At 64.3% G+C, this 15,998-nt stretch carries 12 protein-coding genes; 9 read left to right on the top strand and 3 right to left on the bottom strand.

Features of this window, described 5'->3' with window-relative positions; genetic code table 11:
• Positions 1–257: 257 nt before the first annotated feature.
• The 5 genes from AC0L3E_RS22140 (at position 258) to AC0L3E_RS22120 (ending at position 6,805) form a co-directional block, all read left to right on the top strand.
• Positions 258–1,229 carry a GlxA family transcriptional regulator gene (locus tag AC0L3E_RS22140; RefSeq protein WP_128310124.1) on the top strand — a complete coding sequence of 324 codons (972 nt, stop codon included), beginning with the start codon at positions 258–260 and terminating at the stop codon, positions 1,227–1,229.
• A 318-nt stretch (positions 1,230–1,547) separates the two neighbouring features.
• On the top strand, positions 1,548–2,852 hold the full coding sequence (locus AC0L3E_RS22135) for a M24 family metallopeptidase (protein ID WP_473605607.1): 1,305 nt from the start codon (positions 1,548–1,550) through the stop codon (positions 2,850–2,852).
• Positions 2,853–3,105: 253 nt separating this feature from the next.
• On the top strand, positions 3,106–3,786 hold the full coding sequence (locus tag AC0L3E_RS22130) for an isochorismatase family protein (RefSeq protein ID WP_473605606.1): 681 nt from the start codon (positions 3,106–3,108) through the stop codon (positions 3,784–3,786).
• Entirely contained in the window at positions 3,783–4,739 is a 957-nt protein-coding gene (locus AC0L3E_RS22125; RefSeq protein WP_473605605.1) for an alpha/beta hydrolase, read from the top strand. Before AC0L3E_RS22130 ends, AC0L3E_RS22125 begins: the two co-directional genes overlap by 4 nt.
• A gap of 425 nt (positions 4,740–5,164) precedes the next feature.
• Positions 5,165–6,805, top strand: coding sequence for an ABC transporter substrate-binding protein (locus tag AC0L3E_RS22120; RefSeq protein WP_473605604.1), 1,641 nt, complete (start codon positions 5,165–5,167; stop codon positions 6,803–6,805).
• Positions 6,806–7,505: 700 nt separating this feature from the next.
• Here AC0L3E_RS22120 and lepA read toward each other — a convergent pair.
• Positions 7,506–9,311: a translation elongation factor 4 gene (gene lepA / locus AC0L3E_RS22115; protein ID WP_127328644.1), complete on the bottom strand. Its 1,806-nt coding sequence runs from the start codon at positions 9,309–9,311 to the stop codon at positions 7,506–7,508.
• A gap of 258 nt (positions 9,312–9,569) precedes the next feature.
• Here lepA and AC0L3E_RS22110 point away from each other — a divergent pair, with 258 nt between their 5' ends.
• From AC0L3E_RS22110 to msrA, 4 genes are all read left to right on the top strand, one after another.
• Complete coding sequence (locus AC0L3E_RS22110; protein WP_127319761.1) at positions 9,570–10,622, top strand: TadE/TadG family type IV pilus assembly protein; 1,053 nt, start codon at positions 9,570–9,572, stop codon at positions 10,620–10,622.
• Between the two features lie 147 nt (positions 10,623–10,769).
• The gene (locus tag AC0L3E_RS22105) at positions 10,770–11,462 is read left to right on the top strand and encodes a DUF1223 domain-containing protein (RefSeq protein ID WP_473605603.1); all 693 of its coding nucleotides are present in this window, start codon (positions 10,770–10,772) and stop codon (positions 11,460–11,462) included.
• 101 nt (positions 11,463–11,563) lie between these two features.
• Complete coding sequence (locus AC0L3E_RS22100; RefSeq protein ID WP_127269733.1) at positions 11,564–11,842, top strand: hypothetical protein; 279 nt, start codon at positions 11,564–11,566, stop codon at positions 11,840–11,842.
• Positions 11,843–12,180: 338 nt separating this feature from the next.
• Entirely contained in the window at positions 12,181–12,912 is a 732-nt protein-coding gene (msrA, locus tag AC0L3E_RS22095) for a peptide-methionine (S)-S-oxide reductase MsrA (protein WP_127268581.1), read from the top strand.
• 184 nt (positions 12,913–13,096) lie between these two features.
• Here msrA and AC0L3E_RS22090 read toward each other — a convergent pair whose 3' ends face one another.
• Together AC0L3E_RS22090 and AC0L3E_RS22085 are read right to left on the bottom strand one after the other, a co-directional pair.
• Positions 13,097–14,101, bottom strand: a complete 1,005-nt coding sequence (locus AC0L3E_RS22090) for a cytochrome d ubiquinol oxidase subunit II (RefSeq protein WP_127383098.1) — start codon at positions 14,099–14,101, stop codon at positions 13,097–13,099.
• Positions 14,102–14,396: 295 nt separating this feature from the next.
• Positions 14,397–15,758 carry a cytochrome ubiquinol oxidase subunit I gene (locus tag AC0L3E_RS22085; protein WP_292337345.1) on the bottom strand — a complete coding sequence of 454 codons (1,362 nt, stop codon included), beginning with the start codon at positions 15,756–15,758 and terminating at the stop codon, positions 14,397–14,399.
• Between the last annotated feature and the right edge of the window lie 240 nt (positions 15,759–15,998).

The raw sequence follows: 15,998 nt of genomic DNA, 5'->3' as shown, positions 1-15,998 counted from the left end.
GCGCATGGAGTTCGCCAATGCAACTTGACACCACAGATAGTCGCTCATTGCCCTGCCGGGCATTTCTCCCCGTATAGGGACGGGGAGAAAGACGCTAACCGCGGCCGCCGGTGATTGGCGTAAGCGCCGATAACAGCGCCCTCGCCCCGTTTACGGGGAGAGGATGCCGGCAGGCAGGTGAGGGGCGGCGCTGACGTTCCAGGTTCAAGCATCAGGCCAATTGACGCCGCACCCCATCTGCCCGAAGTCTAGCGCCCATGGCCACACACGCCCCACCCAAACCCACCGACACCCCTCTCACCTTCGCGGTGCTGGTCTTTCCCGGCTTTCCGATGATGGCGTTCAGCTCGGTCATCGAGCCGCTGCGCGCCGCCAATGTCCTGGCGAAGCGGCAATGCTATCGCTGGATCATCGTCGGCGGCACGAAAGGCTCGGTCGAGGCCTCGAACGGCGTCGTCATCCAGCCGGGTTTTTACGCCGAGGATGCGCCGAAGGTCGATCGCATCGTCGTCTGCTCGGGCGGCGATGCCGATCATCTCGTCGCCGAGGACGCAGCACACTGGATCCGCAAGAGCCTGCGCAACGGCGCCCATATCGGCGCGGTGGCGGATGCGGCGTTCTTCCTCGCCCGCGCCGGCCTGCTCGACGGCCATGCCTGCACCTTGCACTGGACCAGCCAGGCCGCCTTCACCGAAGCCTTCCCCAACATCGAGCTCAGGCGTGACCTCTATGTCATCGACCGCAAGCGTTTTACGTCGGCCGGCGGCGTCGGCAGCCTCGACATGATGCTGGAGATCATCACCCGCGACTATGGTGCCGAGCTCGCCGCCGGCGTCGCCGAATGGTTCGTGCACAGCCAGTTGCGCTCCAGCATCGACCGCAAGATGATGCCCTTGCGGCTGCGCACCGGCGTCCAGAACGAGCTGGTGCTGTCGGCCATCGCCATCATGGAGGACGCGGTCGAAGAACGGCTCGGCATGGCCGAGTTGACCGCAAAGCTCGGCGTCTCATCCGACAAGCTCGAGCGTAGCTTCCGCTCCGAACTCGCCATCTCGCCCAATGGCTATTACCGCCGCCTGAGGCTGAAGCGTGCCGCCGACCTGTTGGCGCACTCGACGCTCGCCGTGCGCGACGTGGCGCTGGCGTGTGGGTTTGCGTCGATGTCGAGTTTTGCCCGGGCGTTTCGGGAAGAGCACGGGCATCCGCCGAAACTGGCGAGACGGCATTAGGTGTCGCTCCCTGACGGGTGTGACGTTGGCGGGACAGCGCCCCCCTCTGTCCTGCCGGACATCTCCCCCTCAAGGGGGGAGATCGGACTGCATCTCTGCTTCGCTAATCTCAGATGTTGAAGAAAAGAACGGCGGCATCGAAACTGCCAATCTCCCCCCTTGAGGGGGAGATGCCCGGCAGGGCAGAGGGGGGGCGGGAAGGATCGCGACGTACCGATTAGCCAGCGGCATCCCGCACAACAGACGCGGTTTTCCGCACAATCCTCCCGCCCCTCCTGCGCCATGCTCCGACCTCGCAACCCAGCCAAGGCCGAACCCATGAGCATCGTCGTTTTCGACCCCGACAGCACTGAGGACGTCGACTTCAAGGACCGCATGCGCCATCCGGCGGCGGCCGATCCGGCCGGCGGCATGTGGCTGTCGGACACCGAGCCGTCCTTCATCGATGCCGATGCCCTGCGCAAGGGCCGGCTGGCCAAGCTGCGCGGCTGGATGCGCGAGGCCGGCTATGGCGGCGTCGTGTTGTTCGATCCCTACAACCAGCGCTACGCCACCGGTTCGCGCAACATGTTCGGCTATTTCCTGCGCAACTCGACCCGCTATTTCTTCATCCCGACCGAAGGGCCGATCGTGCTGTTCGAATATCCGCAGAGCTATCATGTCTCGATGGTGCTCGACACGATCGACGAGGCGCGGCCTTCCAAGCTGGTCTGGTCGTCGGTGTCGGGTCGCGACGACGAGACCGCCGGTCCCTTCGCCGACGAGATCGCCGAGCTTCTGAAGCAGCATGGCGGTGGCTCGATGAAGCTCGGCCTCGACCGCTGCAGCCATCTGCAGGCGCTGGCGCTTGAAAAGCGCGGCTGCGAGGTTCGCGACTGCCAGGGCGAGATCCTGGCGGTGCGCGCGGTCAAGACGCCCGAGGAAGTCAAATGCCTGCAGGTGTCGATGGCCGGCGCCGAGGCCGCCGTCTATGCGGTGCGCGAGGCGATCAAGCCCGGCGTCTCCGAAAACGAACTGTTCGCCATCATGTATGGCGAGGTCATCCGCCAGGGCGGCGAGTTCATCGAGACGCGGCTGCTGACATCGGGCCAGCGTACCAATCCGTGGTTCAACGAGGCCAGCGGCCGCAAGATCCGGCCCGGCGAACTCTTGGCGCTCGATACCGACACGATCGGCTGCTACGGCTATTATTCGGATTTCTCGCGCACCTTCCGCTGCGGGCCGGGCAAGCCGACGCCTTACCAGAAGTCGCTCTACCGCATGGCGCACGACCAGGTTCAGCACAACATTTCGATCGTCAAACCCGGCATGGCGTTCCGCGAGATTGCCGAGAAGGCGTGGAAAATCCCCGACCGTTTTGTCGACCAGCGCTACACCTCGGTCATGCACGGCGTCGGCATGCATGGCGAAACGCCGTTCATCGCGCATGCCATGGATTACGAGACCTATGGCCGCGACGGCCATATCGTGCCAGGCATGGTGGTGAGCGTCGAAAGCTATATCGGCGAAAAGGGCGGCCGCGAGGGCGTCAAGCTGGAGGACGAGATCCTGATCACCGACACCGGCACAGAGCTTCTGTCGCGCTTTCCCTATGAGGATGAGTTTCTGGAGACGCAGGTTTGATGCGGGCTACCAATGAGCGCCTCGTTCCTTGGCGCCCCCCTCTGTCCTGCCGGACATCTCCCCCTCAAGGGGGGAGATTGGCAGCGTCGCCTGCGGCGCTTTTTCCTGCAGCTCTGGTGATTGGCGAAGGCATTCGCGACGGCCGATCTCCCCCCTTGAGGGGGAGATGCCCGGCAGGGCAGAGGGGGGCGCTGTCCCGCCGGCATACGGAAAAGTCTTTGACTGCCTCGACCATGCATCCCGCAGGCGCCGCATGAAAACCCCCATCGCCATCAAACCCGGCACCGTAGCCGCGATCTTCATCGACCTGCAGGAAGAGCACAGGCAGGACCTCCGCTACCTGGTCGAGGGCTTCAGCAGCATCCTCGCCAACGTCCAGCGCCTGCAGGCGGCGGCGCGGCGGAACCATGTGCCGCTTTACCACTGGGCCTACATCGTCGATCTCGACAGCCAAGACCGCCCCTTTCATCCGGTCGGTGAGGACGGCAAGTCGGCCTTTTCCGACAAGAGCGACCCGCTGACCGAGATCTGCCATGAGGTGGCGCCGGCCAATGGCGAGGCGCTGCTGATCAAGGCCGAGGCCAGCGCCTTCCGCACCGGGCCGGCCGCGCGCGACATCAAATCCGCCGGCATCGACTGGCTGGTCATATCAGGCGTCTGGACCGAGGCCTGCATCGACGCCTCCGTCAAGGATGCGGTGGCCAAAGGCTTTCGCGTGCTGCTGGTCAAGGATGCCTGCGGCAGCGGCAGTGCGGCCATGCATCAGACCGGCATAATCAACCTCGCCAACCGGCTCTATGGCGGCGCCGTTACCGACACCGACGGCGCCTGCCGGCTGCTGGCGGGTGAAAGCGTCACCGCCTGGCAGGTCGAGGGCTCGGTGCCGCTGCGCTTCAGCTTCGACAACGCGGCCGCGCTCTACGCCGATCTATGACGCGCGGCCCCTACGAAACCCGGCTCGATCCGGCCCTTTGGGCCTATATCGAAGCCGTCAACGCCTGGTACCCGCCCGAAATCCTCGGCCTGCCGATCGACAAGCAGCGCGCCGTCTATGACAGGATGAGCCGCGCCTTCCACCAGGGCCGCCCGCCTGGCGTCAAGGCCAGCGACGGCCTGATCGCCGCCGCCGGCCGCGACATCCCGGTCCGCCGTTACCGGCTTGCCGGCAAGGCCGCCCAGGCGATGGTGATCTACTACCACGGCGGCGGCTTCATCCTCGGCGGGCTGGAAAGCCATGACGACATCTGCGCCGAGCTCTGCGCCGGCACCGGTTTCGACGTGCTGTCGATCGACTACCGGCTGGCGCCTGAGCACGTCCACCCCGCCGCCTTCGACGATGCCGTCACCGCCTTCGAATGGGCGGCGGCCACATCAGGCCTGCCGCTGGTCCTGTGTGGCGAAAGCGCTGGCGGCAATCTTGCCGCTGGTGTGGCGCAGGCGACGCGCCGCCATATCAGAGCTGCGGTCGGGCAAGTGCTGATCTATCCCGAGCTCGGCGGCGACGACATCGCCGGCTCCTACATCGAACACGCCCACGCGCCGCTGCTGTCAATGGCCGACATCGCCTTCTACCGCGACGTCCGCTCGGCCTGGCGCCAATCGCTGGACGATCCGACCTTCTCGCCGCTGCGCGACACCGATTTCTCCGGCCTGCCGCCGACGGTGATCGTCACGGCGCAATGCGACCCGCTGTCGTCGGATGGCGAGACCTACCGCGACCGCATTGTGGCCGCCGGCGGCAAGGCCTGGTGGCACGAGGAACCGAGGCTGGTGCACAGCTTCCTGCGCGCCCGAACGTGGGTGCCGGCGGCGGCGGAAGCGTTTGCGCGGATTGTCGGCGCGGTCGGCGCGCTGGGCCGAGGTGAGTGGCCGACGGTGGAACGCTAATCTCCCCCCTTGAGGGGGAGATGTCGCCGAAGGCGACAGAGGGGGTCGTCGCGCGTAGAGCGCTAGCATCATCTTTTTTAAAGTAGGAGGTCGAGTCCCGTCGTACCGACCCCCTCTGGCCTGCCGGCCATCTCCCCCTCAAGGAGGGAGATTGCGCCGCGCCGTTGGCACATCTCCTCCCAGCGCGGCTGCAAAGCATAAGCGCACTGCCGACTCCCTCTGCGGAACCCCGCACAATCACTGCGGATTCCCGAACACTCCCTAGCGTCACCCCGCTCTATCATTCCCCCTCAGGCAACGGCGCCCCGGCGGTCGCGTCCGCCCCCGCGTCTGTCGATCGGCCGGGGCGATTTTTCTGTGCATGCCGTTGTCCCAAAACCGCTGGGCACTTTTGGGCGGCATGCATCAACAACAGGGGAACGACGATGAAATTCATGCTGACCGACCGCAAACTCCACCCGCAAGCCAAACCCGTCGCCGAGGACTTCAAGGCCGGCGGCATCAACCGCCGCGAATACCTGGCGCTGATGGCCGGGCTCGGCGTCAGCGCCGCCGGCGCGCTGGCACTGGGCGGGCTGAGCACCACCCCTGCCCGCGCGGCGGAACCGAAGAAGGGCGGCGTCCTGCGCGTCGCCATGAACGTCAAGGGCTTCAAGGACCCGCGCACCTTCGACGGCGTGGAGATGTCGAATGTCGCCCGCCACTGCAACGAATATCTGGTGCGCTGGAACACCGACTTCTCCTTCGAGCCCTGGCTGCTCGAAAGCTGGGAGGCGAGTGACGACGCCAGGACGCTGACCCTGCATGTGCGCAAGGGCATATCCTGGTCGAATGGCGATGCCTTCAACGCCGACGATGTCATCCACAACCTCACCCGCTGGTGCGATGCCTCGGTGCCGGGCAATTCGGTCGCCGCGCGCATGGGCACGCTGGTCAATGCCGACACTAAGAAGGTCGTCGATGGCGGCATCGCCAAGGTCGACGACTTCACCGTCAAGCTCAACCTGCCGAAGCCTGACATCTCGCTGATCGCCGGCATGGCCGATTATCCCGCGCTGATCATGCACCGCTCCTATGAGGGCGACGGCGATCCCCTGAAGGCGCTTGCCATCACCACCGGCCCCTGCGAGCTGGTCAGCTGGGATGCCGAAACCGGTGCCGAGGTGAAGCGCAGGGATAAGCCCTGGTGGAAGGGCGAATTCCATCTCGACGGCATCAAGTGGGTCGACTACGGCTCAGACCCCAACGCCATGCTGTCGGCCTTCGAATCCGGCGAGATTGACACCGACCACGAGACCGCTTCCGACGCCGTCTCGCAGACCGAGCAGATGGGGCTGATGAATTCCGAGATCGCCACCGGCTCGACCATCGTCGCCCGCTTCAATGTCGCCAACGCGCCCTATGACGACGTCAAGGTGCGCCGCGCCGCCCAGCTCGCCGTCGACAATTCCGCCGTGCTGGCACTCGGCCTCGGCGGCCGCGGCAAGCCCGCCGACAACCACCATGTCGGCCCCATGCACCCCGAATATGCCGATATCGGCCCGGCCAGGCGCGACGTGGAGCAGTCGAAGAAGCTGCTTGCCGAGGCCGGCAAATCAGACCACGAATTCGAGCTCATCTCCGTCGACGTCGAATGGCAGAAGAGCACCGGCGACGCCATCGGCGCGCAGATGCGCGAGGCCGGCCTCAAGATCAAGCGCACCGTGCTGCCGGCCGCCACCTTCTGGAACGACTGGAGCAAATACCCCTTCTCCTGCACCGAATGGCTCGGCCGCCCACTCGGCGTCCAGGTGCTGGCGCTGGCCTACAAATCGGGTGCGGCCTGGAACGAAAGCGCCTACGCCAACCCCGAATTCGACACCCTGCTCGACAAGGCGCTGGCGACGCCGGACGCCAAGGCGCGCAAGGAGATCATGGGCAAGATCGAGCAGAATTTGCGCGACTCAGGCATCATCATCCAACCCTACTGGCGCTCGGTCTACCGGACGTATCGCAAGGGGGTGGAGGGTTGCGAACAGCACCAGGCGCTGGAGCAGCATTTCGAGAAGGTTTGGATTGAAGGGTGAGAAGCGGTCCGCGGTAGCGGACGTAAAGCCAATTGCTTGGCTTTACGAGCCTCGAACGCCCTGAGCCAGCGAAGGGCCGGGGCGACGGTGATGCGCCGGCATTTCTTACCTTCTCCCCTTGTGGGAGAAGGTGGATTGCCGCGAAGCGGCAAGACGGATGAGGGTGTTCCAGCTTGGCGGCGAAACGCCAACAGTAACCGCCCTGAGCCAGAGCAGAACCCCTCACCGCCTCACTCCGTCACGCACCCCTCATCCGTCTCGGCGCTGCGCGCCGATCCACCTTCTCCCGCAGTGGGAGAAGGTCAGAAGCGTCAGCGCCCTTCAAGTGCGGGGCTAGTGGGTGGATCGCTGCGATCATCTCCGGCATCCGGATGCGGCTGGAAAATGGCCGGCGCGAATGCCAGTGAGGCAGTTGCCTGAGCCCGCGCCGGCCATAGGCGAACCTAGGTCCGCCGCCCGGATTCTTTACCGCCCCGCTGATGCCCGATCAACCAGGCCGGACGTTTGGGTACGGAAGCGAACAAAGCCTCACCGCGAAAGAGCCGGACGGTCGGATACGAAGAATTCCTGACTCTGCACTGTTGGCGGCTAATGTCCACCGCGCAGCGTCAGCGGCGCGCTGGCGGGGGGCCCGCTTTCGAAGCAGGCCATCGATCCACCGGATCGATGACTTGGCGCGCCGCGCGCGCCAACCGGCTTCTCAATCCCCCATCTTCAGCGCCTGGATAAACGCTTCCTGCGGAATATCGACCTTGCCGAACTGGCGCATCCGCTTCTTGCCTTCTTTCTGCTTGTCCAGCAGCTTGCGTTTGCGCGAGACGTCGCCGCCGTAGCATTTGGCGGTGACATCCTTGCGCAGCGCCGAGATGGTTTCGCGGGCGATGACCTTGCCGCCGATGGCGGCCTGGATCGGGATCTTGAACAGATGGTTCGGGATCAGCTCCTTCAGCTTCTCGCACATCTGCCTGCCGCGCTTTTCCGCCGCCGTGCGGTGCACCAGCATGGAAAGCGCGTCGACCGGCTCTTCATTGACCAGGATCGACATCTTGACGAGGTCGCCCTCCTTGTAGTCGGTCAGGTGATAGTCGAAGGAGGCGTAGCCCTTGGAGATCGACTTCAGCCGGTCGTAGAAATCGAAGACGACTTCGTTGAGCGGCAGATCGTAGATCAGCATGGCGCGCTTGCCGACATAGGACAGGTCGGCTTGGATGCCGCGCCGGTCCTGGCAGAGTTTCAATATGCCGCCGAGATAATCGTCGGGCGTCAAAATGGTGGCGCGGATCCACGGCTCCTCGATGGCGGAGATTTTCACCACGTCGGGCATGTCGGCCGGGTTGTGCAGCTCCTTCATCGAGCCGTCGGTTAGAGCCAGCCGGTAGACGACGCTCGGTGCCGTGGCGATCAGGTCGAGGTTGAACTCGCGCTCCAGCCGCTCCTGGATGATTTCCAGATGCAGCAAGCCGAGGAAGCCGCAGCGATAGCCGAAGCCGAGGGCCGCGCTGGTTTCCATTTCATAAGAGAAGGAAGCGTCGTTGAGGCGCAGCTTGCCGACCGCGGCGCGCAGATCCTCGAAATCGGCGGCGTCGACCGGGAACAGGCCGCAGAACACCACCGGCTGCGCCGGCTTGAAGCCGGGCAGCGCCTTGGCGGTGGTGCGCTTGTCCTCGGTGATGGTGTCGCCGACGCGGGTGTCGGCCACTTCCTTGATCGAGCCGGTGAAGAAGCCGAATTCGCCAGGGCCGAGCTCGTCGACATTGATGCGGGCCGGCGTGAACACGCCGGTACGCTCGACCAGATGTTTTGCGCCGGTGCCCATCATGCGGATGGTCTGGCCCTTTTTCAAAACGCCGTCGATGACGCGCACCAGCACGATGACGCCGAGATAGGCGTCGTACCAGGAGTCGACCAGCATCGCCTTCAGGGGTGCGGTGGCGTCGCCTTCGCGCGGCGGCGGCAATTGGTGGACGATGGCTTCCAGAACGTCGGGAATGCCGAGACCGGTCTTGGCCGAGATCAGCACGGCGTTGGAGGCGTCGATGCCGATCACCTCCTCGACCTGCTCGCGGATGCGCTCGGGCTCGGCGGCCGGCAGGTCGACCTTGTTCAGCACGACGACGATCTCGTGATTGTTGTCGATGGCCTGGTAGACATTGGCCAGCGTCTGCGCCTCGACGCCCTGGGAGGCGTCGACGACCAGCAGCGAACCCTCGCAGGCGGCCAGCGAACGCGACACTTCATAGGCGAAGTCGACGTGGCCGGGCGTGTCGATCAAATTGAGGATATAGTCCTCGCCATTGTTGGCGTGGTACTTCAGCCGCACCGTCTGCGCCTTGATGGTGATGCCGCGCTCGCGCTCGATGTCCATCGAGTCCAGCACCTGCTCCTTCATGTCGCGCAGCTCCAGTCCGCCGGTCAGCTGGATCAGCCTGTCGGCAAGCGTGGATTTGCCATGGTCGATATGGGCGACGATGGAGAAATTGCGGATGTGGTCGAGGGGCGTGCTCATGGCGCGCGTTTAGCAGGGGTGGCTTGCCCGAGCAAGCGGCAGGCTGCCGCCGCACATCTGGTGCGGCCCGTTGCCTGGCAAGCCGTACAGCCGCTGCCGCGAAAGCAGAGCAGGCCGCTGCCGGGCAAGCGGTGCGGGCGCTTGTCCCCTTTTCCCCCGGATTGCTCGAAAAATCGATAAATTTTAACCACGCCTGTTAGAGCATAATTTGCGATCGGCATGTTAGCGGGGGGAAATATCTCATGTAAGGACGAAGGGATGCGGGGGCTTGCAGGCAGTTTTATCGAGTCGCGGAGCGGCTCGTTCGCACCGATACTTGTTCTCGCCATGATACCGCTGATCACCGCGATCGGCTTTTCCGTCGACTACACCTCCGGGGTTCAGACCAGGTCGACCGAGCAGGCGGCACTCGACGCCGCGATCCTGTCGATCACCACGATGGACACGGCCTCGACGAAGCCGCAGCGCCAGGTGGTGCTCCAGGATACCTACAGAGAAAACGGCGGACAGGGCACCGCGACCTTGAACAGCTTCGACGTCAGCGCCAACGGCACCGCCACCGCGCAGGCCTCGGCGAGTTTCGCCATGAAGACCGTGTTCATGCAGATCGCCAGTATCCCCACGGTGGCGATCGGCGTCACGTCGGCGGTGAACAAGGCGCCAGCTTTGGTGGAGGCGACCTTCAAGGTCACCGGCGTGTCGGGCTACTGGAACAAGACAATGACGCTCTACGGCACGATGTTCGGTGCGAAAGAGGGCAAGCCTCTGATGACGATCGATTACAAATACGGCGGCGGCACGGATCCCAAAGGGTACGGCACCACCACCGTCAGCAAGATCGACAGTCTGGGAGTCGCCACGGTTGCCCAGACGCAGGTTTGCAAGGTCGGCAAAAAGGCGCCTGACGGGGTGACGCTCAACACAGACCAGTTTGGCACGAAATATTACTGTGTCGACACGATGGCTGCCGGCAACACCGCCGGTGCCTCAATCGACGTCAGCCAGATGGCTGGCCTATATCTGCAGATGAACGTCCCATCTGGCAATCCGCAAAACCTCTATTCGAACGATCCGGCCACGTCCAACCGGCTCTATAGCTCGACAAGCAAGGACATCCCCCCGGCCGAAATGGCGACCGGCCAGATCGTTGATATCTTTGGCCTCGTTCCTTGTGGCTCGACAGCCTACCAGGCCTGGGAAGACGGCGGCAACAAGGTCCCGGCGCCCGTCAGCAACGCCGACTTCTTCTACAACGTCACCGGCAAGTGCGACTTCAACAAGCGGCCCAACAACACGCGGCTGACGCAGTAGAAGCTGCTCTTCTTGCCTTCTTCCCTTGTGGGAGAAGGAAGAACGCTAGCGATCACAAACCTGTGAGCGCTGTAACGAAGGCGCCGACAGCGGCGAAGTGGGGACATCAGCGGTGCTTCCAGGCGCCGCTGCCCACGGAGCAAGCCGATGTCCCGCAAGTTCGTCACAGTGTCCAGCCTCTCAGCGCTCGCGCTGGCGGCGTCGCTCGGTGCGGCGGCCGCGCAGCCGCTCAGCGTGGTCGAGCTGTTCACCAGCCAGGGCTGCTCGTCCTGCCCGCCGGCCAACGCCAATCTGATCAGGGTCAAGGACCAGCCCGGCGTGCTGGCGCTGTCGTTCAACGTCACCTACTGGGACTATCTCGGCTGGAAGGACATTTTTGGAAAACAGGAATTCACCCGGCGCCAGGTCAGTTACGAGCCGGCGCTCGGTCATGATGGGCCGTTCACGCCGCAAGTGGTGGTCAACGGCCATGCCGATGTCGTCGGCGCCGCACCCGGCGAGATCGAAAAGCTGATCTCGGTGAGCGGCCGGACGAGTGGCCCGGCATTGTCCCTCGATGGCGGCAACATCCGCATCGGCGCAGGCGCCGCACCTGGCGGCCACGCCGATGTCTGGCTGGTGCACTATGCCAAGGGCGTCGTCGAGGTGCCGGTGTCGCGCGGCGAAAACACCGGCCGCACCTTGCCGCACGCCAATGTCGTGCATGCGCTCGAAAAACTCGGCGGCTGGACCGGCGCGGCCGCGACGTATCCGCTGCCCGCCACATCCGGCGGCCTGAGCACCGCCGTGCTCGTGCAGTCGCCCGGTGGCGGACCGATCCTGGCCGCCGCGACAAACTAGATCACGCTTCAACAAGAGATTGCGCAACGCCGCATGGAGCGGCGCCGCATAGCACGGCCGCCAAGAGGGCGCGCCTTCACGACCAACCCAAGGAGATCATCATGACCATTTCCCGCCTGACGCTGCCGGCGCTCGCTCTCGCTTTGTGCTCGACGGCGCTGTTTGCCGGCGGCATCGCCCGTGCCGACGACGCGACCAACGCGATGAAGCCGGCTGCAAATGCCATGAAACCGGCCGCGGATGCGATGAAGCCTGCAAACGATGCAATGAAGCCGGCCGATCCGATGGAAACCAATTCCATGAAGCCGGCCGCCGACGCCATGAAGCCGGCGACGGATGCGATGAAACCGGCAACGGATGCGATGGCTCCGGCCAACTAGTTCTGCCGCGTCTCAGCCGTTCATTCACAAGGGCGGCCCTTGGCGCTGCCCCTCACCTGCCTACCGGCATCCTCTCCCCGTATAGTGACGGGGAGAGGGGCGCTCATCGACGGTTTCGCCAATCATCGGTGTTGCAGGTAGAAACGCCAGCGTCGCGGCCAGTCGCTCTCTCCCCGTTTTACGGGGGAGAGATGTCCGGCAGGACAGTGAGGGGCAGCGCTGACGGTAAGATTCCGCATTCGGCGCACACGAATGTGAGCCTGTTCCGCAACTCACGCATCGCGCCATCGTAACTGATCCAATAGACTGATCCCAATGGAAGCCACAGGAGTGCAGCCATGACCAACATCAAGATTTCAAACCGTTCGCTCGGCTTTGTCAAAGGCGCCCTCGCCGCGCTTGCACTTGCCGCCGCTGGCGCCGCCTTCTGGCTGACGCCGGCGGTTTCGGCCGAGGACGCGGTGAAGATCCCGCCGCCGGCAATCGACGAGAAGGCGGCCGCCGGCACTGAAAAGGCAATCTTCGCCGGCGGCTGCTTCTGGGGCGTGCAGGGCGTCTTCCAGCACGTCAAGGGCGTCACCAGGGCCGTCTCCGGCTACTCCGGCGGCGACAAGGACACCGCCGTCTACGAGACGGTCGGCTCAGGCCGCACCGGGCATGCCGAATCCGTCGAGATCACCTACGATCCATCGAAGGTGACCTATGGCCAGCTGCTGCAGGTCTATTTCTCGGTCGCCCACAACCCGACCCAGCTGAATTTCCAGGGTCCGGACTCCGGCACGCAGTACCGCTCGACGATCTTCGCCGAAAACGATGCACAGAAGAAGATCGCGCAAAGCTACATCGCCCAGCTCGACCAGGCCAAGGTGTTCCCGGAGCCGATCGTCACCACGCTGGAAACCGGCAAGACCTTCTATCCGGCCGAGAATTATCATCAGGATTTCCTGACGCTGAACCCGACCTATCCCTACATCGTCTACAACGACCTGCCCAAGGTGGCGAATTTGAAGGCACTGTTCCCGGCGCTCTACAGCGACAAGCCGGTGCTGGTGCTGTCGGCGAGCAATTGAGCTGAGCGCTGTTAATCTCCCCCCTTGAGGGGGAGATGGCCGCGAAGGGCCAGAGGGGGGTCGGCTCGACCGGTCTCGGCCTCTTGCGACAGAATGAGGTTAGCGCTCTACGTGTGGCGACCCCCTCTGTCGCCTTCGGCGACATCTCCCCCTCGAGGGGGGAGATTAGCTCCCGCCATCCCCTTCAATCATACGTCAAATCCGTCGCCTTGCCGCCGAACACCCGGTAGGCATAGAACGAATAGAAGATGATGACCGGCAGCACGACCACGGTGCCGGCGAGGATGATGGCCAGGCTCTCCGGCGCGGAAGCCGCCTGCCAGATGGTCAGGCGATCCGGCACCACGAACGGGTAGAACGACCAGGCGAGGCCGGCAAAGCCGAGCGCGAAGATGGCGGCCAGCGTCAGGAACGGCATCAGCGAATGGCGGTCGTCGGGCTTCGGCAGATGGAAGGTCTGCCGCCACAGCCACAGGAACAAAAGCGCCGACAGGATCGGCAGCGGCGACAGATAAAGCATTTCCGGCCAGACGAACCATTTGTCGAAGATGCGCGGGCTGGCGAAGGGCGTCGCCAGCGACACCGCCGCCATGCCGAGCGCGGTCAGCACCAGCGCGGTGCGCAGCCAGCGCACCGCTTTCTTCTGCAATTCGCCTTCGGTCTTATAGATCACCCAGGCGGCGCCCATCGCCGCGTAGGCGGCGGCAAGGCAGAACGCCACCAGCACGCCGAACGCCGTGCCGCCGAGGCCGACATCGAGCCCGAGCACATAGACGCCCAGCATATAGCCCTGCGCCAGCGAGGCGATGAGCGAACCCAGGAAGAAAATACGGTTCCAGCGATGCTTGCGGCCAGCTGGCACCTTGGCGCGGAAATCGAAGGCGACACCGCGCAGGATCAGCCCGAGCAAAAGCACGAAGACCGGAATGTAGAGCGCCGTCAGGATGACGCCATGCGCCAGCGGGAAGGCGACCAGCAGCAGGCCGACGGCCAGCACCAGCCAGGTCTCGTTGGCGTCCCAGAACGGGCCGATCGCGGCAATCATCGTATCCTGTTCGGCGTCTTCAGCGGCGGCGAACAGAATGCCGATGCCGAGATCGAAACCGTCGAGAATGACGTAGATCAGGATGGCGAGGCCCATCAGGCCGGCGAAGATGAGGGGAAGCGCGGTTGGCCAGTCGAAGCTCATCTTTTTCTCCTCACTCACCAAAGCCGGCTAATCGCGATGTGATCGGATGGGACTCTATCGAGGCTTCAGATCGATTGCCGAAGTCGGCGCCGCCCCTCATCACCCTGCCGGGCACTTCTCCCCGTATAGGGACGGGGAGAAGGGGGCTGGCCGCAATCTCGGCGCTTTTCTTGCAACGCTGGTGATTGGCGAAACCGTCGATGCGAGCGCCCCTCTCCCCGTCCCTATACGGGGAGAGGATGCCGGCAGGCAGGTGAGGGGCAGCGCCGGCGCCCGGCTGGAGTGCCATATCAAATCACTCCCCCGCAGCCGGCTGCGACATCGGCGCGTTGAGCACGCCGGGCAACGGCGAGTTGTCGCCGTCCTTCGCCGCCTTCAGCGCCAGGTGCACCAGCACGCCGAGATAGGCGATCAGCAACAGCACATAGAGAACGAGGTATATGGCGAGCGTCAGCGCGACATGGCTGCCGGCCACCGGGCCGACCGCGTCGGCGGTTTTCAGCACGCCCGTCACCAGCCAGGGCTGGCGGCCGATTTCGGTGGTGTACCAGCCGGCCAGCGTCGCCAGCCAGCCCGACAGCGCCATCGGCACCATCAGCATGGCCAGCGGCTTCGGCAGGCTGTGCCGGCGCTTGAGGAAGAAGGCCGCCGACCATGAGACGAGCAGCATCAATATGCCCGTGCCGACCATGATGCGGAAACCCCAGAACACCGGAAAGACCGGCGGATGATTGCCGGGATAGTCGTTCAGTCCCGGCACCACGCCGCTGGCCGAGTGCCGCAGCACCAGGCTGGCCCCATCGGGAATGGCGATCTCGAATTTGTTTTCCTTCGCCGCCTCGTCGGGCAGCGCGAAGAGCACCAGCGGCACGTTGGGGCCGGTGTTCCAGTTGGCCTCCATGGCGGCGATCTTCTGCGGCTGATGCTCCAGCGTGTTCAGCCCATGCTGGTCGCCGGCGAAGATCTGGATCGGGATCAGGATCGCCGCGGTGAAGACGCCGGTGCGCAGCGCCTTCCACATCGATTCCGAGCGGTCGCCGGTGAGATAGCGCAGCGCCGACAGGCCAGCGATCAGGAACGACACCGTCAGCCCGGACGCCAGCAGCATATGGGTCAGCCTGTAGGGCATCGACGGGTTGAAGATGATTGCCCACCAGTCGACCGCATGCGCCACGCCGTCGCGCATCTCGAATCCGGCCGGCGTCTGCATCCAGGAATTGAGCGCGATGATCCAGAACGCCGAGACGGTGGTGCCGCCGGCGACCAGCACCGTCGCCAGCGTGTGGATGCGGTTGGAGACGCGGCGGAAGCCGAACAGCATGATGCCGAGGAAGGCCGCTTCGAGGAAGAAGGCGGTGAGGATTTCGTAGGCCAGCAGCGGCCCGGCGATGTTGCCGACCTTTTCCATGTAGCCCGGCCAGTTGGTGCCGAACTGGAAGCTCATGGTCACGCCCGAAACCACGCCCATGGCAAAGGACAGCGCGAACACCTTCACCCAGGTGAAATAGGCGCGCATCCAGGCGGAATCATTGGTCGCGTTGTAACGCAGCTTGAAGAACAGCAGCACCCAACCCAGCGCAATGGTGATCGTCGGAAATAGAATATGGAATGAAATATTCGCGCCGAACTGGATACGCGAAAGTATGAGCGGGTCCATGATGGGCTCCGGCTGCTGCAAATACTCGCGAAGGATAGGCCCGAAGCGAGTTCAGGTCAAAGCGGCGTCCTGCCGCGAGGCTGAACGCCACAGGACAATTTTGCCGGTTGCGTGCCGTGCAACTCCGGGCCTGTGCGCCGCACCTGCAACGGCCGGCCGGCACGATTGTCGAGAACTGTCAGCAGGGCATTGACTTGCGGTTGCAAGCACCGACATTCGGCCTATATCAGGGGACCTCTT

The sequence above is a fragment of the Mesorhizobium sp. WSM4822 genome (genome assembly GCF_055811155.1).
The sequence above is the reverse complement of the archived record's forward strand: the minus strand, read 5'-3'. Positions and strand labels throughout refer to the sequence as shown.